The sequence below is a fragment of the Dysgonomonas massiliensis genome (assembly GCF_900240225.1).
GTDB lineage: Bacteria > Bacteroidota > Bacteroidia > Bacteroidales > Dysgonomonadaceae > Dysgonomonas > Dysgonomonas massiliensis.
Window position 1 is genome coordinate 108,501 of the sequence record NZ_OEPV01000003.1, and the last position, 24,930, is coordinate 133,430.

The following is a 24,930-nucleotide window of genomic DNA, read 5'->3' on the forward strand; positions in this document are numbered from 1 at the left end:
AATATAATAGCTATATCCGATCGAGAAAACTTCTTAATCGGATAATATTTTTAATTCAGGACTTAATCCTACAGTACAAATCACGCATCATAGACTGTGCTTTAGAATAACTACTGAAGAATACTTCTATAATAGTTTTTCACATCATTCCAGTTGTAATAAAATCCAGTATCACTCTTGATCGGAATTTTCACTTCGCTCTCATTATGAAGGAATTTAACTAGAACATTTCCTTTTTTATTCTTGTAGAAAATCATCTGCAGATTTCCTGCCATAGGTGATACTCTGAAATCTTGCCATGCTTGGTAATAGCGATCAGGATTCGTTTCTGCATTACTACACCCTTCTATCTGCATAAGGGCTAATAATCTGATAAAGTATGTGTCGTGGCCGAAACGTAATGTTGCACCACCAGTACCTTTTTCTATAGCCTGATCTGCAGACTCTAAAATATTTTCGAGAAGAGAACTTGCGCTCTTAGGAGCAACACCTTTATTGAGAGGTGCAGCAGCATTGCACAAATACATTCGATAGTTTATAGTTTTCCAGATTCCGAATAATTCTTCTTTCTCGAATATATCGTATATTGATAACGATGATCTTAGTTCTGTATTTTGAATGTCCGAAGCAATCCAATAAAGTCCCATCATCAACTCGTGAGGTTGTCTTATTTCTTCTGGATTTTTAAACAGTGATGCTATCAGACGATGAGGATGAATATTCTCATTCTCATATTGATAGAAATCTTTGCGCCATTCTGATTTATTGGAAGCAAAAGCCTCTGCTTCTGGCGTTGTATATGCCAAATATTTCATATAGCGCTGATTTGCTTCTTTTGTTATCTGAAGTGACGGATTAAGCTCTTTCAAGCGTTCGCAAAAAGCGCTCATACTCATAATACAACGCACAACAATGCTTGAACGGGCAGAAATATCAACTCCAGACTTGAATACATCTGGATAATTATTGAACATTCGCTCTGCAATATCCTTATGCTGGCGCTCACCAAGTGGCGTCAAATCACCTCCTCTGCCTTGTGCATCTTCCCAAACTATATTCAGACGTTGCAACACATCCTTACCTAAATCTGTCAGTTCATGTGCTTTAAAAACGTCTATGACTCTCGAATAACGATCGTCAGATGTTATCCAACGCGATCCATGACGTCCGTAATGACTTATATAAAACGCTTCATAACCTTTTGGGGCAACAGTCTGTTGCCCTTTTGGTTCTGGATAAGCATAGTAAATACTACCCAATTGTTCATTTGTAAAATCATCTAACGTATACCCCTGAGCTGTGGCTGATACTGCGCTTACGACAAGCAACAAACTCAGAATAGCATACTTACATTTAGTCAAAATATATGTCATAATTTATTTTTTTACGTTCACTCGGAATGCATTATTTTGCTTTATGTCTCCTCCAAGATAATCTGGTTTAGTATCTCCCCAACGTACCTTACAGTCATCAATTTCGATATCAGACGCCGTATCAATATAAAATCCGTAAGTTTTATCAAAGATAAATCCTTCGCCTTTGCATGGACGACGATCATAAACACCTCCGCTGTAGGCAGTACGTTTCAGTAATTGAACATCTACTTTATCGAAATAAATATTATTTACTTTATCAGGAGTATCACCACCTACAAAGATTCCATTTTCACTAGTACATTTAATGTTGTAGAAATAGATATTGCTTACTTCACCCGAATAGCCTTCTACTGCGCCTTTAGGAAAACGCCATCCAGCATCTTTATGATTACCTATTGCACGTGGATATGAAGTTACATAGATAGGCTCTGCTTTGCCCCACCACACGTCTGAGAAATACATACAATCTACAAGCATATTAGAGAATACTACATTTGTTACAGTTCCCTCATCACGATTTTGGATTCCTATACCACGGTTACTATCTTTAATGATACAGTTATCGAATAATACATTGTTTATCTTGTCCATATTCTCGGACCCGATCTTAATAGCACATGAACGAGAAGTCATCACACAGTTTGTTACAACTATATCTTCGCACGGACCATACTCTTCAAATTCGCGTCTGTTTTTCAAGCAGATACAATCATCCCCTGACTCAATAAAACAATTTGAGATTCTCACTTTACGAGAGTGATCTAAATCGATGCCATCGCCATTACGAACTTTCAGATTGTTCAAAAGCGATATACCATCTATCAATGCATCATAACAACCAATGAGATGTACTGTCCAATAAGCCCCATCACGAATAGTTATATCGCGAATAACTGTTTTCTTTACATTTATCAATGTCAAAACATGCGGACGAGGGTCGAAATCAGTTATTGGCTTCAATTCGTATGAGTCTTCAAGTTCCTTACCCATAAAAGCAATACTGTTCCCGTTAATTTCACCGGTTCCGGTTATCGAAATTTGCTCGATATCTTTTCCGCTTATCCACATCATACCTTCGGCTCTATTTTCACGAAAAGCACTTTCTGTATAAACACTTTCATCGGGATTAGCCAACAGTTTTGAATTTGGCTCAAGATGTAACTCTACAAAGGATGCAAATTTGAACGGACCGCACATAAATGTTTTTCCTGCAGGGACAACGACGCGTCCGCCTCCGGCTTCAGAACATGCATCGATAGCTTTCTGTATAGCTGCAGCATCATCTGTCACTCCGTCGCCTTTAGCACCGTAGTCTGTAATTAAATATACATTTTCCTTGCTCGCCGACGAAGCGCACCCTTGCGTGAGCATCAAAATGCAAATAAGTGTACTCAAAATTGATACGATTCTCATCTCTATTAGTTTTTTAGTTTATTATTTATTTTTTATTTCATTTCCATCAATTACTAGACCTTTTATGTCTTTAAAACTGAATGTTTCATGATTACTATTCGGAGCTTTTACTCCCTTCACTCTGAATAACTCCAGATTCTTTATGTTATCGAAAGAATATGCTTTTCGCCATTCTTTCTGCGAATTATTCGTATTCCATTTTACAGAACAGTCAATTAGTGAAAGACCATCAATTCCGTAAAATAAATAGCCGTCACGAGCACGCTTGTCTACCGCATTTTCCGGCTCCATAAATAATTGAAAATTACGAATACGTATATTTTCAACAATATTATCAAAGCCCTCAATACGAACTCCACTCTGGCCATATGCAATCACATTTTCAATATTGATATTTTCTATACCACCAGCTACAGCTGCATTATCCCTTTTCTGAATAGTAAACCACAATGGATCGCCGTTACCCCACCAAAATGGTGCTTTTCTTACCGTATGAATAACCATATTACTCATTGTTACATTACGAATTGTACCTCCATCACGTACAATAATACATAATCCTCGATTTGCATCATTTATTACACAGTTGGAGATCGTTATATTCTCGAAATCAGCATGAGTCTCTGTTCCAAATTTCAGTGCCGCTGAAGAAGATTTCAAAATGCAATTTGTAACAGTAATCCATCGACAAGGTTCTGCACGACCATTGGTCATAGTAGTCTTAAAGCATAATGCGTCATCACCAGTATCAATATTACAGTTGCTCACCATCACATTACTGCATCCGTCAATATCTAATCCGTCTGAATTTACACCATTAATAGGATTTGATTCTATATATATTCCATCAACCAACACGCGATCGCACCATTGAAGATGAACACTCCATCCGGAAGACTCTAATACTTGAATATCTCGGATATGTACATTATAACAATCCGTAAAGCTAACAGCAGTTGTATAAGGTGGAACTTTTTTATATTTTGTTCTATAATCTGCTCCATATTGCGCAGCATTATAAACCTCTCGACCAGTTACAGAATCTGTTACGGCACGAACTTCCGATCGCTGATAACTATATCTCTCGGCACGACAATGCAACATACCTTTTCCAGTTAAAGAGATATTTTTTGCATCAGTAGCACTAAGCAAAACTTCGACACTCTCGAAATCTGAAGCACCTACTAATTTCGAAATTTTCGGATAATCAGTAACTTTACGGCTTGCATATATCGTAGCTCCTGCATCTATATGCAGATCGACATTGTCTTTTAAATAAATTGTTGAACTTAAATAATTTCCGGCAGGAACAAGCACCGTGCCTCCACCATTAGCTGTGCAAAGATCGATAGCCTTTTGTATTGCAAAAGTCGATAGCTTTGTAGTATCTGATACGGCTCCATAATCTCTGACATTATATATCTGTGATGATACCGAAACAACAGCAAATATTGACAATATGATAATAAATATGCGTTTCATCCATTCAATTTATTGGTAAACAACTTTTGGTTGACGAAGCCCATTTTGTGTTGGGCTCAGCTCCCATCACAAATTCGAATGTTCCTCCAGACATTATATCATCGTGTGAAATATAATTTTTATCATATTCTTCTCCGTTCAATTTAGCTGACTGGATATAGATATTTGTACTTGAAGCACCATGAGCTAGAATCTTGAACTTCTTTCCATTCTCCAGATTGATTGTCATACTTGAAAAAGATGGGCTCGATATCATATAATATGGCGTTCCTGGACATACTGGATAGAATCCCATAGCAGCAAACATATACCAAGCAGACATTTGTCCGGCATCATCATTACCTGATAATCCTCCCGGTACATTCAGGTATTCAGTATCCATTATATGTCTTACTTCACGCTGTGTTTTCCATGGTTGTCCAGCATAATTGAACATGAATGCGACTTGGTGACAAGGCTCATTCCCGTGCCAATAACGTCCTTCACTGAACATTGAGTCAAGTTTTGAAGCGTATTTATCTTTTCCGCCCATTGCATCCATCAGGCCATATACATCATGCGGAGCATACCATGTATAATGGCAAGGAGCACCTTCTGTAATAAACTTAGTAAAACTGAATGCATTATCCTCTTTCAAAAATTCACCATTAGCTTTACGCCCTTGTGCATAGCCAGTAGAAGGATCAATCACATTCTTATAATTTTTCGAACGCCTCATTAGTTCCTCATAATCTTCAGTTTTACCTAACATTTTTGCAATTTGAGCCAACACATAATCATCGTATGCATATTCGAATGTACGCGAAGCTTGTTCATTTGTATGAAATGCTTCTTTGACTTCATCTTCGAGTGGAATATAACCATATTTCAAATACGATTTTAAAGCTCTACGCCCCATACCATTCTTATAATCTTCATATGATTCCGGTGATTCAAAAGCATTCCTACGCATACCTTCGTAAGCTTTGTCAATATCAAAATTTCTGATTCCTTTTACATAAGCATCACCTATAACCGAGATACAATGATCGCCTATCATAGCAGCGGTATAACTATTCCAACAAGGGAAGATAGGTAACCAGCCTCCTTGATCGTATTTGTCGACCAACGACTGCATCATATTCCCGGCTTTGTTCGGACTCAATATATTGATCAGTGGGTGTAATGCACGATAAGTATCCCACATGCTATAATCTTCATAATAAGTTTCTCCCTGACCAACCTTTCTTATAGGCGATCCTTTCGAGAAGCTAGGGTAACTTCCATCTATATCATTGAATGTACGAGGAAGAAATGAAGCACGATAAAATGCTCCATAAAATTTTTCTTTATCGTCATTATTATCAGTTTCTACTTGTATTGCCCCTAGTTGCTTTTCCCAAATAACCGATAATTCTGCACGTACTTTCTCAAAATCCCAATGAGGAATTTCTTCTTGCAAATTTTTCTGAACTCCACTTAGATTTGTAAATGAAGACGCAGCTTTAAACAAAAACTTTTCGCCTTTATTTACTTTGAAGCTAATATAAGCTCCGATTTTTTCTTGTTTAGATATAGAGGTTTGTCCCGGGAAAATACTATCTCCCTGAAATGTTCCAAATCCATCTATTTCATTCTGATAAGATACTATGAAGTATCCATTATATCCGGCAGGTTCTCCCCATCCTTGATATATTCTGTGAACAGGGTTATACCCCCTTATTTCTTTACGAAGCGTATCGATCTCGATAAATCCTTCACCTTCATCACTGTTCGGATTTACAACTAAATGACCTATCCCATCATTATCATACGTGAATCTAAAAATAGCAGAACGTGAACGTCCCGTCATCTCTGCTTTAATAGCATAATCTTCCAGATACGCTGAATAATATGATGGTGTTGCAATTTCTTTATCGTGAGAGAATAAACTAGCACGTTCTAATGGCTGGCATTTTAAATCACCTGATAATGGCATCAATGTCATTGATCCATAGTCTTGCGTACAACCTCCTACAATCCAGTGCGAATTACGAAATCCCTGAAACAAAGAATCTCGGTAATAATATGGAGCTTTACACTTACGCTCCGTATCCTGAGTCTGAGGTGTCCAGAAATTCATACCATTTGGTTCTAAAACTGCGGGTAAAGTTTGACCAAATTCTTCAGTCTTTTTACCAAAAACACCTGCGGTTTTTGTCACACTCGGAGCTGTACCAATACGTGTATCCACATATTGGTGCAATAATTCATTATCTGCAGTATTATTACACGAGCAGAATAAACCTAGAATTAATAGTATGTAGACATTCTTTTTTGCCATAGAACTATGTAAATATTTATATTTTCTCTTATCCTTTCGGAAAGTATATAGTAGGAGAGGAAGTCTCCCTCCCCTCCTACTTAATTAATTATTTGTAACCTTTAGTTTGTTCCCAATGAATATTTTTTTGCATTACTGTAACAGGCACAGGGAATACACGACGATATTTGTCTGTATTAGCAGTACCTAATGACGCCTTTTTCAATCCCCAATCGTTTTCGAATTTACCAAAACGGATCAAGTCATTACGACGCCAGTATTCATCAGCTAGTTCACGAGCACGCTCATCGCATATTTCGTCTAATGTTACCGCCGTTACTTGTGGAGCTTCAGCAGCAGTTCTAACCTTATTTACAAGAGAAATAGGAGTTTCACCTAATGTAGATTTACCGCCACGCAAAATAGCTTCAGCTTTCATCAATAAAACATCAGCATATCTGAATATTGGCATATCATTACTTTGTGGATGCACTGTACTTTCAGCTGTTGGATAAAATTTAACATTTCTATACCCCATAGCTAAACCTAACTCATCGTTACCTAAGTCTAGGCGACGGAGATTATCAGCTTTTTCAGCGTCATTCTTACCTCTTATAACAAGCTCTCTTGTCAATTCAAAATGCCACTTGATCTTTGCCTCAAAGTCTGCCCCAGCATAATAAGCATCATGAGAGCGTTTTGAAACTTCATAAATAAAAGGCTCTCCACTTTTTTCATTATATTGAAGTCCACCTCTCCAGATATTATTTCTTACATCACCTTCAAGATTATAGATATCCAAAAATTCAGGATTTGCACGCATAACTCCACTTGGCTTCTTCTTCAGATTAAATGTATTCTCGAAGAATTTATGTCCCCAAAAACGGAAATGAGTAATTCCATCCCAATCATATCTATCTGTTGTCCATTCATAAGCAAAAGCATAAATGAAGTCTTTTATTTGTGGACCATTAGTATCTTTAAATCTATCTAACCAAGGATCACTTAAATCATATTTTTTACTATTAATAATATTATCACAATGAGCAATTGCTTTATCTAGATTTGGGTTATCATTTGATGGTTCATAATTTGCTACATCATCAATAGAATATACAGCCCAATTAAGATACAACTTTGCTAACAAAGCATCAGCCATATATTTTGTTGGCTTAGCATAAGTTGTTCCATCTACAACATCAGTAAGTGCTGAATAAGACTCCTCTAACTCTTTTACTATAAATTCAGCAACGTCTTTTCGAGGAGAACGATCTGGAGTATCGATACCTATTTTATCAATAATAGGTAGGTCTCCATAGTTATCCATCATCCAGTAATAATACAATGCACGCATAGTACGTACTTCCGCAATATAACGAGGTTTAGCATCTATTTCTGGAGCTTTCTCTAACATAGAGAGAATCTGATTACATTCAGAAATACAACTAAATAAATTATCCCAGTTTAATGTTACAATCTCACTATTTGGATGCCATGTATGAAGGCTCATTTCTCCATATTTACCATTATCATACCAGTTTGGCCCATTTACAGCCATTGTACCTTCATCGGTTGTCGCTGTAGTCATCAACCAATACCAACGTCCGTATCCTGGCCGGAATTTAGAGTATGCAGGACCACATACCGCTTCCATATCTGCATCAGTAGTTGGAAAGTTTTCATCTGTATAACGAGATTCAACATCAACATCCAAATCTGTACAACTCATCATACATAAAGCTGCAATTAATGCTAAAGTAATTTTTCTTATATTATTGTATATCATAACCTTACTATTTAATTTTAGAATGTTAAACTTGCACCAAACATAAATGTACGAGTCTTAGGATAAAAGTTTTTATCATCAATACCTGGAGTTAGTCCACCCATATTAATTTCCGGGTCCAAACCATCGTAGCCTGTTAAGACAAACACATTATTACATGAAGCATAAATACGTAGATTTTTTATATAGTCTGAAAAATTATTAAATGTATAACCTATTGACAAACTAGATAGTCGTAGATAATCTCCTTTCTCAACATAGCGATCTGAAAAATAACTAGCGCCTTTATCTCCGATACGTTCTGTTTTAGCAGCACTGCTTAAGATATTACGTTGTGTAACTTCTGCAATACGGCTCAAATTAGCTTTTGTAGCATTCATTATTTTGTTACCCATCACTCCTGTAAAGAACATAGTCAACGACCAATTTTTATAGTTCAATGTATTGTTCCATCCAAAATTCACTTTAGGTTGTGCATTTCCTGCCCAAAAACGATCATCATTGGTTGGTGTTAATGTCGTTTCACCATCTTTTGTATAAAATAGTGATTCTCCATTTTCTGAATAGCCAGCCCATTTCCAAGTATAGAAAGAGCCAAGTGGTTTACCTGCTTGAATACGTTGTTGACGAACACCAGAAGTACCTGCTCCATCTAGATTCGCTTCATCAAAATAATCAGCAGCAAAGCTATCGTTAGAGATACTTACAACCTCATTCTTGTTGTGCGATACATTCAATGATGTATTCCATGTAAAGTCTTTTGTTGCAATAGGTGTAGCATTTATGGTTAGCTCAACCCCTTTATTACTAATTTCTCCTACGTTAGCAGTCATTACTCCATATGGATATTTTGTTGTACTAACTGCATAGTCAGCAATCAAATCTGTCGTACGTTTGTCATAATACTCAATTGTAGCAGTCAATCTATTATTGAAGAAACCTAGATCAAACCCAATATTAAACATAGCTGTACGCTCCCATTTCAAATTAGGATTAGCATTTCTTGTAGCACCAAGAGAACTCGCTGTTTCTCCTAAAGAATTTATATAGGTTCCTGTTTTGCCATATAATACACGTGCAATGAATGGGTCAAATCCAAGAGAGTTACCACTTACTCCATATCCAACACGAAGTTTCAAGTCATCAAAAATATTTAAATTCTTAATGAATGGTTCTTCGCTCATACGCCAAGCCAATGAAGCTGAAGGAAATGTTCCCCATCTATTATTCTCTCCAAATGCAGAAGATCCATCATAACGAAGCGTTGCTTGGAATAGGTATTTACTATTGTATGAATAATTTACACGTCCAAAGAATGAGATCATTCGAAGAGATGCATAATAAAAATCACCATAATCAATTCTTGATTCATCATTAGCGTTTACCATACCATGGTATCCTAATTCGTTATTAGTAAAACCTCTAGCTGTTGATTGAAATCCATTATCAAAACTATTTTCTTGCCATGAATATCCAACCATTGCACCTACTTTATGAACTTCTTTATATATTTGATTGAAGTTTGCATAAATTTCCAAGTTCTTATTGATATCCTCATTCGAATTTCTAAGAGCAAATCCACCTGAATTACGATTTACCATCGATTCTATATCGTTATATCTACTAATTTCCTCAGTATCGCTTTGATAAGACATATTTGCATCTAAAGTCAAAATCTCTGGTATAATATGCAATGTTGCTTTAGCTACACCTTGCATACGTTTACGACGTACATCATCCGAATTTTGTTTAAGCAAAGCTACTGGATTAAAGTATTGTGTACGATCTAAGTTTTCGAAGAAACTACCATCAGTATTATATACAGGCGATTCTGGTAGATAATAAGTCATTGCATTCAAAACGCTCAACCCTTGGCCTGCGTCTTGAATATATTTACTATTTGTAATACTTGTATTGAAGCTTAAACCTAGATCTAATCTATTCTTAAGAGTCTTAGTATTAAGAGTTGCACGTCCAATAAGGCGATCTAATGAGCTATTCTTCATAATACCTTGATTATCCATGTAGTTCAAGCTTACATTATAGTTTGTGCTTTCATTAGCTCCTGAGATTGAAATATTGTGATTGTGCGAAATACCAGTACGTTGTACCTCATCTTGCCAATCAGTATTTGTTGTATTATCAATATAATCAGCCGAGTGTAATGATAGTCCATTATCGCTTAGGAATTGACGGTGTTCTTTAGCACTCATCACATCCCAACGTTTAGTAACTTCGTCTATTGCCAGATAACCATTATAAGTAACAGTTGTTCCTCCTTTATTACCTTTTTTTGTTGTTACTATAATAACACCATTTGCAGCCTTCGATCCATAAATAGCAGTTGCCGAAGCATCACGCAATACATCAATAGATTCAATATCATCTGGAGCAACTAATGCAATCGAAGCACCTGGAATACCATCGATAACATAATATGGTTCTTGAGCTTCTCCTGAACGGAACGTAGATGCACCACGAAGTGTTACTGATGGTGTAGCTGTTGGATTACTACTTGTAGTAACGGTCATCCCCGGCACCTTTCCTTGTAGCATCTGGCCTGGAGATGTATAAACTCCACCTTTATTCAGATCATCCGCTTTAATAGTTGTAATAGAACTTGTAACGTCTTTACGTGTCATTTTACCATAACCAATGACAACAACTTCGTCAAGTACTTTATCGTTTTCCTTCAATACGATATTCATAGTACTTGTAGCTTTGGCTTCCTGAGCAATAAAGCCAACATAAGAAAATTGTAGAGTACTTCCAGAAGCAACTTCTAATTGAAAGTTGCCATCCAGATCGGTAACCGTTCCGTTTGTTGTACCTTTTTCTATTACACCAACACCAATCAAAGTTTCTCCGTCGGTAGCGCTAGTTACGTTACCTGAAACCTTAATTTGAGCAAATGTCAATGTACTACATAAAAGTAAAAATGTAAAGATAGAAAAGCGTTTGACTATCTTTCCTGTGTGAATTTGCACTTTAAACATAGAATTAAGTTTAGATTTAAATAATTATTTAATTGATGACATAAGAAATAATCTGACTTATCTCAGATTTTAATATATATTCTTTTTTTGTAGAGGACATATCCGGCAACGCCCAACAATGCTGTAAACAAAATAGCATATAGAGCTGAAGCCCAATAAGGATTTGTGATAATTAGGTTTATGTTTTCATAGATAGCATGTTTGATTTTGAATTTCGAAAGGGCAATAGCCAGTAATTCACTTGCTACATAAAGGAATAATGGATTCACTCCAAAAATTAAAAAGACTTTACTCCATTTTTCTTTTTTCTTTATATCAATCAAGTACATTAATGCTGCTAATAAAGAAGAAGCTCCACCACAAGTCATTAAAGTAAAGCTTGGGGACCAAATACGTTTATTGAAAGGCATTGAGTAGCTAAGTAACCAGCCCAAAGCCATTAATATAAACCCTACTAAAAATAGATGAAGAACCTTTTGATCAACATCTTTAACCCGGATAATCAACGATCCACAACAGAACCCTATCAACGTATGAGCTATTGCAGCTAGAGTACTGGTTACACCTTCAGGATCAACTGCTGTTTTCTGATACAAGTGAGAGAAACCGATCAAATTGCGGTCAATGATTGCCAAAATGTTTGTTTCGTCATTAGCATAACCATTACCCAACAAAACGATCGCACTATAACCAATCAGTAACCCTACAATTAGTTTAATCAAATGCTTATGATTAACAAATAAAGCGATAAGAGATACAACACCATAACAAAGAGCAATCCGTGGCATTACACCAGTCAGACGTAATGTATCATAAGGAAAGAAATTACCATTCAATGCTTGAGAAAACCAGCTAATTCCCCAGCCAATAAGCAAAATAATAAGCGTTCGCTTTAGTATTTTACCTACAACTTGAGACGATGCCTCGAAGTTGAATTTATTGAGCGAAATGAATGTTGAAATTCCCATAATGAATAGGAAAAAAGGGAAAACCAAATCACAAGGAGTGAGTCCATTCCAAGCCGCATGTTTCAGCGGCTCGAATGTATATTTCCCTCCCGAGTTATTTACAAGAATCATACCTGCGACGGTAATACCTCGCAGAATATCCAGCGATAGCAAACGTTTTTTCTCAGTCATGGTATTAGCTTCTTATTCTTATTTGAAAGCTTTTCGGAAAACTTCTTTAGCGGTATCTACACAGTCACCTTCAGGTTTAGACGAGTATGTTTCAGTTTCCAGAGTCCAAGGTTCTTCCATAGCATAAAAGTCTATAACTTCTTCTGCTTTTTTAGCCACTTTCTTAGTTTCGGTCGTACTTTCTGTTTCGTACTCTGAATCTTGTTCTTTTTGTTCCAGATTTCTCCAGTAGTCGCTCCAGCGTTTAAAATAGTATTTTGATTCTACGATAGGTTTACCGTTCAATTCAGCCTCCATTACCTCCCAGAATCTACTCCAACGCTTGTAATAGAAGTCTTTAAGTATACCATTCCACTCTTTGTGTGCATAGTCTCTTAATTTCCCATCATTTGCGGCTACTCGGTTACCCCATGTGGTGATTTGCACACGAGCATTCCATTCGTACAAATCTTTTTCTTCTTTCGTATTACCCAAGCTACGAGCACTTTCTGTCCATGTTCCAACACGGAATTCGCTACGTGTTCCCAGAAGTTTATCTTGCAACAATAGTAAATCTAAAAACTCTTGAGAGTTCTTTTTAAAGCTTGCTCTATCGTAGCTCTTAAAGTCAGCTATTGTATAGTTATACACAATACGTCCTCTGTCGGCAATAGACTGGCGTACAATATCTATCAGATCAAATTCGAAGTTGTTGTTACCTCTGTATTTATCAGCCACTTCAACAAGCAGGCGTGCAGCTTTCTCTGTTACAGTAGGATCGTAATAATTATCCATTTTAGACCAGCTAGATACTTGGAAATTATTCAATGAAGGACGACCACAGAAAATAGATTCATTAGGACCTTGTTGATTGTTTCCTACCGGACAATTATATATTGTTTCGGCCAATAACAACCAAGCCTCTTCAATCTTTGGATCTTTCACTCCATAGCGAGCAAAGGCATAGTTTTTGACCCACTCTTCTTTTGTAAATTTTTCCGGTCTCCAAGGAAGTTCCATCATCATTTCTACCATGATCGGGTTGTTTTCAATCCCTTCCATCGAAAGGCCTACCCCTTTTAGATTTGCTGCTAACGGATTCGTTTTTGTTTGATAGAAGTTGTCTAATAATTGATCCATACGACCATGAAGTCCGACATTTCCACCGAAGTTCAATAACATACAAAATACCCAATCGTGTTGCTCATAACCTTTATCACGTTTCCAGATTGACTCCATCCCCCACATAGGACGACATTCTGAGAAAAGATCCAAGATCAAAAGATCTCCTGCTTTCATTTTCTCGATCATTGCAGGACGCGGATTTTCTGTCCATCCTTGTATAACCCAAGTAGCTTTAGGATTTACTTTTTTCATGGCATCCATAATAGCTTTTCCTGAAGCATCGAAGTCAATTTCGTTACCAGCTTTACTCTCATGAAATGGGTCCATCGAATAATAATTTGCTTTTCCGTAAAGTGCTTCAAGTTCCTGATAATATAATGCAGCTATTTCGCTGAAACGTTCGTCAGTTGGCATCAAGAATGCTGGACGAACATATCCGTTCCAAATACCAGATCCTTCGACATTCAAACCAAGTTTTTCGTTTGCATCATGAGGAACCATACCCGAATATCCAGGAAAAACAGGTTCTATATTATACTCGCGCATACGTTTCAGAATCTTCTTTTGTAAAGCTTCTTGCTGTGTATACCACGAATCGGGATTGGGACCACCCCAACCCTCTAGATTATTCATTGCCCACCATGCAAAGAAAGCGGGACCTGATATAAACTTATTAATTTCATCTTTCGAATAACCTAATTTTTTAAGCATATTAAACCAAACACACTCTTGGCCTACTACCGCCAATGGAAGATTGATTCCGTGAAGAGCCATCCAGTCAATTTCCTGCTCCCAACGTTTCCAATCCCAAAACGCCATTGTATATGAGTAAGTACAATAATTGAAATTATATCTTAGACCTAGATCGGTTTCACGACGTTCTTTCTTGGTTACAGCCGGTAGTACCTCAGGAAGATCGGCTTTCATACCATTCCACGACAAATGTACTCCGGCATAGTATTTCAAATACCAATTTAGACCGGTTGCTATATTTACATATGAGTTACCTCTAATAACAACTCGTTTACCAGATTGGTCAAGTTCGAAAAAGTCTTGATCTCCTTTTTTTAATTCGATTTTAAATTTCTTAGATGCACCTTCATCTATACGTTCCAATAATCCCAAAATAGGATTAGCCATCGAGGCTGTTGAAAACACTAAAAGGATAAGTGAGATTAACAGTAATTTTAATTTCATGGTAGCTATTCTTAGTTTTATTATTTGTATACCTAATTGTTAACTACCGCTAAGATATATTAAGGTTTCGACCGAGAGGGGGAAAATCGATCACAAAGGGAGGACAATAGTAAACCTCCCTTTATTTCTTAGCTAGAAGAGTGCTAGGTAGCACTCCTGTATATTCTTTGAAGCAGCGTGTAAAGTATTTCGGATCGTTAAATCCAACTTTATATGCAACCTCCGAAATGTTAATTTGCTCTTTATCGGCTAAATTCTTGAGTATTTCTTGAGCTATATTTAAACGATAGTTTCGCATAAACTGACCGATCGATTGTCCAGTCAAATCTTGCATTTTCTTATTGACAAGTGTTTTACTATAACCCATATCTTTTACGAACGAATCAAGATCGTAATCAGAGTTACCATAATTCGTACTCATAAGAGAAAGGGCTGTTTGGACAAATTTCTGATCTTTTGATTCTGTTTCGATTCCAAGATCATCTGTATTCATTGTCAATGAGAACTGAGCTTTATACTTCTTACGAGCACTCAATATATTCTGAATTCTTAACAACAATATTTCTTCGTCGAACGGTTTTGATAAATAAGCATCTACTCCTATTTGATAACTTATTTTCTTTTGTTCTTCTGATGCAACTGCTGTTAGGATAAGGAATGGAATATGAGAAATCGAAATATTCTGCTTCACTTGTCGCGACAGCTCAATCCCATCCATCACTGGCATCATCAGATCACTCAATATCAAATCTATTTTCTGCGTTTGAATAATCGACAAAGCTTCAGCTCCATCTTGAGCCTCGCGTATACGATAATGTGTCTGTAAAAGAGATTTTATATAAGACCTCATATCCGGATTATCATCCACAACCAAAATTGTTTCTTTAGATGAGATTGAAGTCTGCGTATCATTTGTGACTTGCGACAATATGTCGTTCACGCCAACTTCAGCCTCTATCGGTTGACCTACAACATATGGAACTAATACCCTCAGAGACACACCACCACCTTGATTATTTCTAGCTTTTATATTACCTCCATGCAGTTTTATAATTTTCTCACACGAATATAGACCTACTCCCGTACTATTTTGCCACAATTCGGCATGCTTATTCTTATTTTTTGATTGGTAAAACTGATCGAAGACTTTTTCAATATCATCTTCAGGAATACCGATACCTGTATCTCGAACACAAATATAAAGTTGCTTATCTTGATCCTCAGAGTTTAACTCAGCAACATATACACAGACTTTACCTTTATGGGGTGTGGCTTTTATGGCATTCGAGACTAGATTTACAATTACCTTTCGTATATAACTATAATCTAGACAAACATAAGGATTCGATAATCTATAAAATGTTCTAAATTCAATTTTTCGTTCTCGCGCATAGGCATAAAATGGCATTAAAATATACTCAAAGAATTCCTGTATATTTTGACAACCTATATCTAGCTTAACAAAATCCGAATCAAGCTTGCGAAAATCCATCAGTTCATTTACCAATGTCAACAGATACTTTGAGTTTCTTTCTGCTATAATTAAATTCTCCTTTACATCAGATTTTTCAGTTTGCTTAATAGCTTTTTCCAAAGGACCATGAATCAATGTTACTGGTGTACGGAATTCATGCACCAAATGTGTAAAGAATGATATCTTCTCTTCGGTAGAGTGTGCCAATTTCCGACTAACTTCAATCAATTTCAAATTTTGACTCGCAATCTCCGAAGTCCGTTCTTTAACAATTTTCTCTAATTTTATCTGTTGCTCTCTATATTGTCTTGTTTTTCTCTTGTATAACAAGTAAGTCATTACAACTACTAGGAATAAAACAATTGATATAAACCACCATGATTTATAAAAATATGGCTTAACATTAAAAGTTATTTCAGTGATATTATCAGACCAATAACCTTGATTATTCGTAGCTCGCACTTGAAAAACATAACTACCGGATGGTAAAGATGTATAAGTAGCCGAGTTCTCGCCAACTTTAGTTTCTGTCCATTCCTCATCATGCCCTTTCAGACGATAAGTATAACGAATCTGTGTTATATAATCATATTTTTTTGCCGAGAAATCAATCTTAATAGCTCTATCGCTTTCATGAAAATGCAGTTCGGTCGAAGAACTTATAGATTGACTTATATATCCATCATCTCCTGGATATATATTTTCACCAAGAACACTTAGCCCTGTAAGTGATACCTTTATAGTTTCATAATTATAGTTTCTTGCTAAATTAGGTTTGATTGCAACTAGTCCTACAGTGTTACCAAAATAAACCATATCTTCAGTACTTGAATATAAATATGCATTCCAATAGAATTGATTTGTTAAAAGGCCGTCGTATTTTGTAAAATTGCTAAAAACCATATTTTTCTTATCCAGCAATGCAACTCCTTTATCTGAAGATAACCATAACGAGCCTAAACCATCTTCTACTATTCCTATAATATTGTTATCAGGTAATCCATTCTCGATCTTATAATTTTCAAATTTATACTCTCCTTTTGAGTTTGCAATCATTTTGTATAGGCCATTACCATTAGTTCCTATCCATATTATTCCTTCACTATCTTCTATGATACAGTTTATTTTATCGGCAACAAGATAAGACGGATCTGAAAGTTTATGTTTAATATGATTATAATCGAAGTGTATACGACTTCGTGCAAACGAGAAAAGATCAATAATAAAAAGCCCCTCAGACGTACCAACCCAAAGCTTATTCTTTCTATCAATAAGCAAAGAATTCATAGTTTCAAATCGATTGTTTGGATGATTAAACTTTACTTTCTGAAAAGCATCAGTTTTTTTATCATAAAAATGTAGACCTTCAGTAGTACCGAACCAGATACCATTATTAATTGTGTCCTCGCAGGCACTTGACACAAAATTTAATTCTACGCTTTCAGCTTTAGGTTTATATCTTTTGAATTTTCTGTTATTTGCCACATTCAAATCAAGCTTGTTAATACTACCTCCCCAAGTATATACCCAAAGTTGATTTTCTTTATCCAACAAAATACCACTGACCGAATTATGGCTTATAGTTGTCTGATCTTTTGACTCTGATACGAAATGCTCGAAAGTATCCTGTCCTTTACGTTTCAAGTTCAATCCACCTTCAACAGTACCAACCCATAAATTACCTTGTCTATCTTCACAAATTGCATTTACAGCATTAGCAGATATCGAACTCTCTGTTCTTCGACTGTGTTTCCATATACGTGTAGTCAGGCGGCCTCTTGTCAACAAATTGACACCTCCAATTTCTGTCCCCACCCATAAACAGTTTTCATCACTCATCAGACAATTCACAAAATTGCAGTTCAAAGTCATCCCCAGATTTTCGTCATCGCTTTCAATAAACGAGAAATTATCGCTATCTCTATTATATATATTCAGTCCTTTTAAAGTAGCTATAAAAAGATTTCCTGACTCGTCCAATTTGATATCAGTTATATGTGACTGACTTATCATACCCTCTTTACGTTTCGATGAGGCCCCATACCTTTTTATCTCCTGATTAAAATGATCGTAGCGAAAAAGCCCTCTATTTGTACCTACCCAAAGCAGTTCACCATCAAGCTGTAGACAATGAATAACCCAATCTTCAAAGTAAGCATCTACAAGTTTAGACACTGGCGAAATTTTCAAAATATTTTCTTTACGCTTATCTATACGAACTAAAGAATTATTTATTCCTGCACAGATTGCCCACCCCAGATCGCTTATAGCTAAAACGGGGCGTTCACACACTCCTTTATCGAGACAATAATATTCTGAAATTTGCCCTTTCTCATCAAACTCGAGGCAATAAAGCGTATTATTAGCAGAAATCCACATATCACCTTTTCTGTCTTTATAAACAGATCGAACATTAGAGCTAAATATATCCTCTAATACATCATTGTGTCTCGTTTTGATATCAATGTTACAATATTTATTCATATCAATGATATCAATACCTCCTTCCGAAGCTATCCACAACCTATTGAAATTATCTTCACAAATTTTATTTACATAGTTACTTTTTAATGCAATGGGATTTGTTGTTGTCGTAAATGTTAGAAACTTATAACCATCGTATCTTGACAAGCCATTGTGCGTAGCAAACCATATATAACCTTGGGAGTCTTTTACTATATCATCAACAAAGTTATGAGGTAAGCCCGCATCATTCGTTAAATAAGTATAATTATAAGCTGAGAAGGGATAAGGAATCTCTGCACTTCGTAGAGAAATAAAGCTTATAGATAATAAAATTAACAGAATATTTTTCATTAGGATGATATTGTCAAAGTATAGAGACAGACAAATATACTCATAATTTCAAAATATGACATAGTTTATAATACAAACGCTGTATACCATGCAGATTACACGTACTATAATCAACTTATTTTAAAGTTACCGCTTTCTCCAAAACACAATGTATCAGAAATAACTTTATTAGATAAAAAAGCTCCATCCCATTTACATCTAATAATAAACCACTTACGATTACACTTATAGCAAAAAAGATACAAATACAATAAAAATTTACATTTTTCAGTTGTATAGATTAAACCTTTTTGCTTTTTTGAAGTCATAACTAATTACTCTTATCTTAGCTTAGAAAACAAGCCTAATTATAGATATATCCGAAGATGAATAAAAAGACTAAAATTATTTTATTTGTAGCAATTTTTCTATTTCTAGCGGGAATCATACTTTATCCTCGTATCAAAACTTATTTCCAGACAGAAGATTCAACTACTCCAACTCAAAAGAGTGAGGCTCCATCCCAAAATAATCAAAGGCGACCTCTAAACGTAAATGCCTTAGTTCTCAAATACGAGACATTGGATGACGTAATACGTGGAATAGGACGATTATTGCCTGACGAAGAAGTTGATTTATCTTTCGAAACGTCAGGAAAAATAACCAAGATATATTTTAAAGAAGGTACATATGTACGTAAAGGCGAATTATTGGCAAAGGTAAATGATGCGCCTTTACAGGCTGAGTTAAAAAAACTGGAAGCACAAATACCTTTAGCTCAAGATCGTGTTTTCCGTCAAAAATCGCTATTAGCCAAAGATGCTGTAAGCCAAGAAGCATACGAATCGGTAAATACCGAGTTGGCAAAACTAGAGGCTGATATTCAACTCGTAAAAGCTAGAATAGACCAGACAGAACTTCGGGCTCCATTCGACGGCAACATCGGACTACGACAAGTAAGTGAAGGGACATATGCTTCACCATCTACGGTACTGGCAAGATTGACTAAGACTTCTCCTTTGAAAATACAGTTTTCAATTCCAGAAAAACAAGCGAATATACTCAAAGTTGGCACTCCTTTCAAATTCAGACTCGACGATGGAGCATCCAACCAATATACTGCATCAGTATATGCCATAGAACCGAACTTAGATGGCGAGACTCTGACAATGGAAGTTCGTGCACTATATCCAAATCCAGGCGGTGTTTTACCTCCGGGACGTTCGGTGCAAATTGAGATTAAAGTTCAAGAAATACAAAATACAATTGTTGTTCCGAGCTTATCAGTTATCGCAGAAATGGGACGCGACATAGCTTATGTTTATAAAGATGGGCGCGCTCAGCAAGTAACGCTAAGAAAAGGAATGCGTACTGCATCATCCATCCAAGTTCTGGAAGGACTAAATGTTGGCGATACGTTGTTAGTGACCGGAGTAATGCAGCTTCGCGATGGACTACCTGTATCTATTAATGAGCTTGTTGAAAACGTAAAAGAAGATTAAGATAAAATGAATATTTCCGAACTAAGCATAAAACGCCCGGTATTAGCAACAGTATTCGTCTTAATTATATTTCTATTAGGTATTATCGGATACAGTTATCTCGGAGTCCGCGAATATCCCAATATAGACAATCCGATTATTACTGTCAGTGTTTCTTACCCAGGAGCAAATGCTGAGATCATCGAAAATCAGATCACCGAACCTCTTGAGCAAAATATCAATGGTATTCCTGGCATACGTTCATTAACAAGCCAAAGTAGTCAAGGTAATTGCCGTATCACGGTCGAATTCGAACTATCGGTCGATCTGGAAACTGCCGCTAACGATGTGCGAGATAAAGTTTCGCGTGCGCAACGTTATCTGCCACGTGACTGTGATCCTCCAACTGTATCGAAAGCCGATGCCGATGCCAGTCCAATTATTCAGATAAGTATACAGAGTGAAACTCGCTCGCTACTCGAGCTAAGCGAAATAGCCGAACTTACAGTAAAAGAGCGTTTACAGACAATACCCAACGTTAGTGCTGTTGAGATTTGGGGACAAAATCGTTATTCGATGCGCTTGTGGTTAGATCCCGACAAGATGGCTTCGTACGGAGTTACACCTATGGATATTAAATCGGCTGTAGATAGAGAGAATGTTGAGCTCCCATCGGGAAGTATCGAAGGTGATAATCTAGAGCTATCTATTCGTACTCTTGGTTTGATGGAAACCCCTGAAGAGTTCAACAATATGATTATCAAAGAAGATAACTTCAATGTTGTGCGCTTCAAAGATGTAGGTACAGCCGAACTTGGAACCGAGAATCATCGAAATATCATGCGTCGGAATGGCATTCCGGCAGTAAGCACAGTCATTATTCCTCAACCGGGTGCAAACCAGATTGAGATTTCGGACGAAGCAATGATTCGTCTCGAACAGCTCAAAAAAGATTTACCCGAAGATGTTATAATTGATGTAGCTTTTGATAATACAAAGTTTATCAGAGCATCAATCAACGAAGTGGAAGAAACCGTATATATAGCCTTTCTACTTGTAGTCATAATTATATTCTTATTCCTTCGCGATTGGCGCGTAACCCTAGTACCTTGCGTTGTTATTCCAGTTTCTCTGGTCGGAGCATTCTTTGTGATGTACATCGCCGGATTCTCAATCAATGTATTGTCTATGTTGGCCGTAGTACTTGCCGTAGGACTGGTAGTAGATGACGCTATTATCGTCACCGAGAATATCTATCTAAAAATAGAATCGGGGATGGATCCTAAATCGGCAGGTATAGAAGGTTCGAAAGAAATATTTTTCGCTGTAATTTCGACTACTATAACATTAGTTGCAGTATTCTTCCCTATTGTCTTTCTCGAAGGAATGACTGGGCGTCTTTTCCGCGAGTTTAGTATCGTCGTTGCAGGAGCTGTATTAATTTCTGCATTCGTTGCATTGACTTTCACTCCGATGCTTTCTACAAAACTCCTTAAAAAAGTAGATAAGCCTAATATATTCTACCAAAAGACAGAACCTTTCTTCCAGTGGATTACTAATGGTTATCATAATTTACTAGTTAGCTTCCTGAGAAAGAAAATTATGATATGGCCAATCATTATCCTTTCAGTTATTCTCATTGTAGTTCTCTTAAGATTAGTTCCTTCCGAAATGGCTCCTTTGGAAGATAGATCGCAGATTACATTACGCACAAGTGGACCGGAAGGGTCTACCTACGAATTTAATCGTAATTACACCGAAAAAATATCGATGATAGCTGACACTGTAGCTCGAGAAAGATTGATCAATACGATGCGTGTTTGGACAGGCGGAGGAATGGTCAATTTAACTTTGCCGGATATCAAAGATCGTGAACGAAGTCAGATGGAAATAGCTGATGCTCTGACACGAGCAGTAAGGGGAGAAACTCAGGCTAGAACATTTGTTCAGCAACAGTCAACCTTCGGCGGAAGGCGCTCAAGCATGCCTATTCAATACGTACTTCAAGGACAGAATCTAGCAAAACTCGAAGAGTTTATTCCCGAATTTATGAGAAAAGTACAAGAAAGTCCGATGTTCCAGATGGCCGATGTAAACCTAAAATTTACTAAGCCAGAAACCCGAATTATAATTGACCGCGATAAGTCTGCACTTTTAGGTGTTAGTACACGCGATATAGGACAAACTCTTCAATACGCACTCAGCGGGCAACGCATGGGTTATTTTTACATGAATGGTAAACAATACCAAATTCTTGGAGAAATAAACAGGCAACAACGTAATACACCACTCGATCTAAAATCAATCTATTTGAAAAATCAAACGGGCAAGATGATCCAGATGGATAATCTTGTCCGACTAGAAGAAAGTGTTGCACCACCCCAATTATATCGTTACAATCGTTTCAATTCGGCTACAGTTTCTGCCGGATTAGCACCAGGTGTTACGATCGGTGCCGGACTGGACGAGATGGATCGAATAGCCGCAGAAACTTTAGATGATACGTTCAGAACAGCATTATCTGGCGATTCGAAAGAATTTAGAGAAAGCTCTTCAAGTTTAATGTTTGCATTTATATTAGCTATTCTCTTGATTTTCCTGATTCTTTCGGCTCAATTCGAAAGTTTCAAAGATCCGTTGGTTGTTATGCTTACAGTTCCGCTGGCTATTACCGGAGCATTAATATTTATGTATCTGAATGATGTAACAATGAATATATTCAGCCAGATTGGAATCATTATGCTTATTGGTCTGGTTGCCAAGAACGGGATTTTGATCGTAGAATTTGCAAATCAACGGCAAGAAACCGGCATGAATAAATACGAATCAATTGTTGGTGCATCAGTTCAACGACTTCGCCCTATTCTGATGACTAGTTTTTCTACCATATTAGGATTACTTCCACTTGTTTTGGCAAGTGCCGAAGGAGCTAATGGGCGTATTGCTATGGGAACAGCCGTTATTGGAGGATTGTTAGTGTCAACATTACTTACAATATTTGTTGTTCCGGCAATGTATTTATATATCTCAACAAACAGAGGTAACAAAAAAAGCTAAAATACTGAAAGAAAATATCAGACAAGACTTATGAAAAAAAGGATTCTATTTATTATACTTCTATTAACTCCGCTTTTAAGCCAAGCACAAGAGGTCTTAGATCTAAAGCGTTGTATAGAAATAGGCTTACTAAAAAATTACGAGATAAGAATAACCCGCAATAATCAAGAGATATCTGATAATAATTTAACCATCGGAAATGCTGGTTATTTGCCAACTATCGACTTGACCGGAGGTTATTCTGGTTCAGTCAATAATACGACTCAGAAGCTTAGAGAAGGTGGACAGAATAAAAACAATGGGATTCATAATGAGTTACTGAATGCAGGAGTTAATCTGAACTGGACTGTTTTTGATGGGTTCAATATTCAGGCAAACCATAGTAAGTTGAAAGAATTGCAACAGATGGGCGAGCTTAATACTCGCTTGACTATAGAAAATTTCATTGCAAATCTGACCTCTGAGTATTATAATTATATACAGCAAAGTATTCGGTTGAAGAATATGCAATCGGCAGTTCGTTTATCTAAAGAACGTTTTCGCATAACCGAAGCCCGTTACGAAATTGGTGCAGGATCACGTCTAGATATGCAACAAGCCCGCGTAGACCTCAACAGTGATAGTTCGAAGCTAATTAAGCAATACGAAGTACTGCACACATCGCGTATTGCTTTAAACGAGATGATGTCTCTCGAAGACATAAATCAGCAAACCTTGATTTGCGATACTGCTATAACCTTTGACAGACTTTTGGATAGAGAAACAATTTTTAAAACGACAATGGAATCAAATACATTCCTACTCTTATCCGGAAAAAATAGAAATTTGGGCTTATTAGACCTTAAAATGGCGCAAAGCGAAAATTATCCTTATCTAAGACTGAACGCTGGTTATGGTTACAACAAGAACTTGTACGATACGGGATCAATCAGTAGTCAGCGTAATCTAGGCTTTACTTATGGTGTTACCATCGGCTTTAATATCTTCAATGGATTCAATAGAAAGAGAAAGCAAAAAAATGCTAAGATTGAAATTATGAATCGTGAGTTAGAGCTTGAACAAACAAACCTTTCACTTAAAGCCGATTTATCGAACATGTGGATGGCATATAAAAACAACATCAAGCTTGTTGATCTTGAGAAGCAAAATTTAGAAACAGCTAACGAAACTTACGATATAGCAATTGAAAGATACAAATTAGGAGATTTATCAGGGATCGAACTTCGCGAAGCTCAGAACAGTTTATTGGAAGCCGAAGAACGACTGGTTCAGGCCGAGTACAGCACTAAGTTATGCGAAATATCGCTTCTGCAAATTAGTGGGCAAATTTTAAATTATTCGGAATAGA

The 24,930-nt window shown here is 36.6% G+C and carries 12 protein-coding genes; 3 read left to right on the forward strand and 9 right to left on the reverse strand.

From position 1 onward, the window contains the following. Nucleotides 1-110: 110 nt before the first annotated feature. The 9 genes from C1A06_RS04035 to C1A06_RS04075 all read right to left on the reverse strand — a co-directional run bounded on the left by C1A06_RS04035 (nt 111) and on the right by C1A06_RS04075 (nt 19,065). Entirely contained in the window at nt 111-1,373 is a 1,263-nt protein-coding gene (locus C1A06_RS04035) for a histidine-type phosphatase (protein ID WP_101688956.1), read from the reverse strand. A gap of 3 nt (nt 1,374-1,376) precedes the next feature. After that, nucleotides 1,377-2,747 carry a glycoside hydrolase family 28 protein gene (locus C1A06_RS04040; protein WP_370738360.1) on the reverse strand — a complete coding sequence of 457 codons (1,371 nt, stop codon included), beginning with the start codon at nt 2,745-2,747 and terminating at the stop codon, nt 1,377-1,379. A 63-nt stretch (nt 2,748-2,810) separates the two neighbouring features. Beyond that, nucleotides 2,811-4,271, reverse strand: a complete 1,461-nt coding sequence (locus tag C1A06_RS04045) for a glycoside hydrolase family 28 protein (protein WP_101688958.1) — start codon at nt 4,269-4,271, stop codon at nt 2,811-2,813. A 4-nt stretch (nt 4,272-4,275) separates the two neighbouring features. Beyond that, nucleotides 4,276-6,573, reverse strand: coding sequence for a GH92 family glycosyl hydrolase (locus C1A06_RS04050; RefSeq protein WP_101688959.1), 2,298 nt, complete (start codon nt 6,571-6,573; stop codon nt 4,276-4,278). Nucleotides 6,574-6,661: 88 nt separating this feature from the next. Then, a complete protein-coding gene (locus C1A06_RS04055) occupies nt 6,662-8,338 on the reverse strand; it encodes a RagB/SusD family nutrient uptake outer membrane protein (RefSeq protein WP_101688960.1) in 1,677 nt (558 codons plus the stop codon). A 17-nt stretch (nt 8,339-8,355) separates the two neighbouring features. Then, on the reverse strand, nt 8,356-11,334 hold the full coding sequence (locus C1A06_RS04060) for a SusC/RagA family TonB-linked outer membrane protein (RefSeq protein ID WP_101688961.1): 2,979 nt from the start codon (nt 11,332-11,334) through the stop codon (nt 8,356-8,358). A gap of 62 nt (nt 11,335-11,396) precedes the next feature. Beyond that, nucleotides 11,397-12,473: an acyltransferase family protein gene (locus C1A06_RS04065; protein ID WP_101688962.1), complete on the reverse strand. Its 1,077-nt coding sequence runs from the start codon at nt 12,471-12,473 to the stop codon at nt 11,397-11,399. 18 nt (nt 12,474-12,491) lie between these two features. Beyond that, on the reverse strand, nt 12,492-14,774 hold the full coding sequence (locus C1A06_RS04070; RefSeq protein ID WP_101688963.1) for an alpha-N-acetylglucosaminidase: 2,283 nt from the start codon (nt 14,772-14,774) through the stop codon (nt 12,492-12,494). Between the two features lie 121 nt (nt 14,775-14,895). Next, a complete protein-coding gene (locus C1A06_RS04075; protein ID WP_101688964.1) occupies nt 14,896-19,065 on the reverse strand; it encodes a hybrid sensor histidine kinase/response regulator transcription factor in 4,170 nt (1,389 codons plus the stop codon). Between the two features lie 365 nt (nt 19,066-19,430). Here C1A06_RS04075 and C1A06_RS04080 point away from each other — a divergent pair, with 365 nt between their 5' ends. From C1A06_RS04080 to C1A06_RS04090, 3 genes are read left to right on the forward strand one after another with little or no spacing between them, the layout of a single operon-like run. Then, a complete protein-coding gene (locus tag C1A06_RS04080; protein WP_101688965.1) occupies nt 19,431-20,546 on the forward strand; it encodes an efflux RND transporter periplasmic adaptor subunit in 1,116 nt (371 codons plus the stop codon). 6 nt (nt 20,547-20,552) lie between these two features. After that, nucleotides 20,553-23,582 carry an efflux RND transporter permease subunit gene (locus tag C1A06_RS04085; RefSeq protein ID WP_101688966.1) on the forward strand — a complete coding sequence of 1,010 codons (3,030 nt, stop codon included), beginning with the start codon at nt 20,553-20,555 and terminating at the stop codon, nt 23,580-23,582. Between the two features lie 30 nt (nt 23,583-23,612). Next, nucleotides 23,613-24,929, forward strand: a complete 1,317-nt coding sequence (locus C1A06_RS04090) for a TolC family protein (protein ID WP_101688967.1) — start codon at nt 23,613-23,615, stop codon at nt 24,927-24,929. The last annotated feature ends 1 nt before the right edge of the window (nt 24,930 follow it).

What these genes read in the sequence shown, in the direction of transcription:
- C1A06_RS04035 (WP_101688956.1), bottom strand. Translation starts at nt 1,373, where the DNA reads ATGACATATATTTTGACTAAATGTAAGTATGCTATTCTGAGTTTGTTG.
- C1A06_RS04040 (WP_370738360.1), bottom strand. Translation starts at nt 2,747, where the DNA reads ATGCTCACGCAAGGGTGCGCTTCGTCGGCGAGCAAGGAAAATGTATAT.
- C1A06_RS04045 (WP_101688958.1), bottom strand. Translation starts at nt 4,271, where the DNA reads ATGAAACGCATATTTATTATCATATTGTCAATATTTGCTGTTGTTTCG.
- C1A06_RS04050 (WP_101688959.1), bottom strand. Translation starts at nt 6,573, where the DNA reads ATGGCAAAAAAGAATGTCTACATACTATTAATTCTAGGTTTATTCTGC.
- C1A06_RS04055 (WP_101688960.1), bottom strand. Translation starts at nt 8,338, where the DNA reads ATGATATACAATAATATAAGAAAAATTACTTTAGCATTAATTGCAGCT.
- C1A06_RS04060 (WP_101688961.1), bottom strand. Translation starts at nt 11,334, where the DNA reads ATGTTTAAAGTGCAAATTCACACAGGAAAGATAGTCAAACGCTTTTCT.
- C1A06_RS04065 (WP_101688962.1), bottom strand. Translation starts at nt 12,473, where the DNA reads ATGACTGAGAAAAAACGTTTGCTATCGCTGGATATTCTGCGAGGTATT.
- C1A06_RS04070 (WP_101688963.1), bottom strand. Translation starts at nt 14,774, where the DNA reads ATGAAATTAAAATTACTGTTAATCTCACTTATCCTTTTAGTGTTTTCA.
- C1A06_RS04075 (WP_101688964.1), bottom strand. Translation starts at nt 19,065, where the DNA reads ATGAAAAATATTCTGTTAATTTTATTATCTATAAGCTTTATTTCTCTA.
- C1A06_RS04080 (WP_101688965.1), top strand. Translation starts at nt 19,431, where the DNA reads ATGAATAAAAAGACTAAAATTATTTTATTTGTAGCAATTTTTCTATTT.
- C1A06_RS04085 (WP_101688966.1), top strand. Translation starts at nt 20,553, where the DNA reads ATGAATATTTCCGAACTAAGCATAAAACGCCCGGTATTAGCAACAGTA.
- C1A06_RS04090 (WP_101688967.1), top strand. Translation starts at nt 23,613, where the DNA reads ATGAAAAAAAGGATTCTATTTATTATACTTCTATTAACTCCGCTTTTA.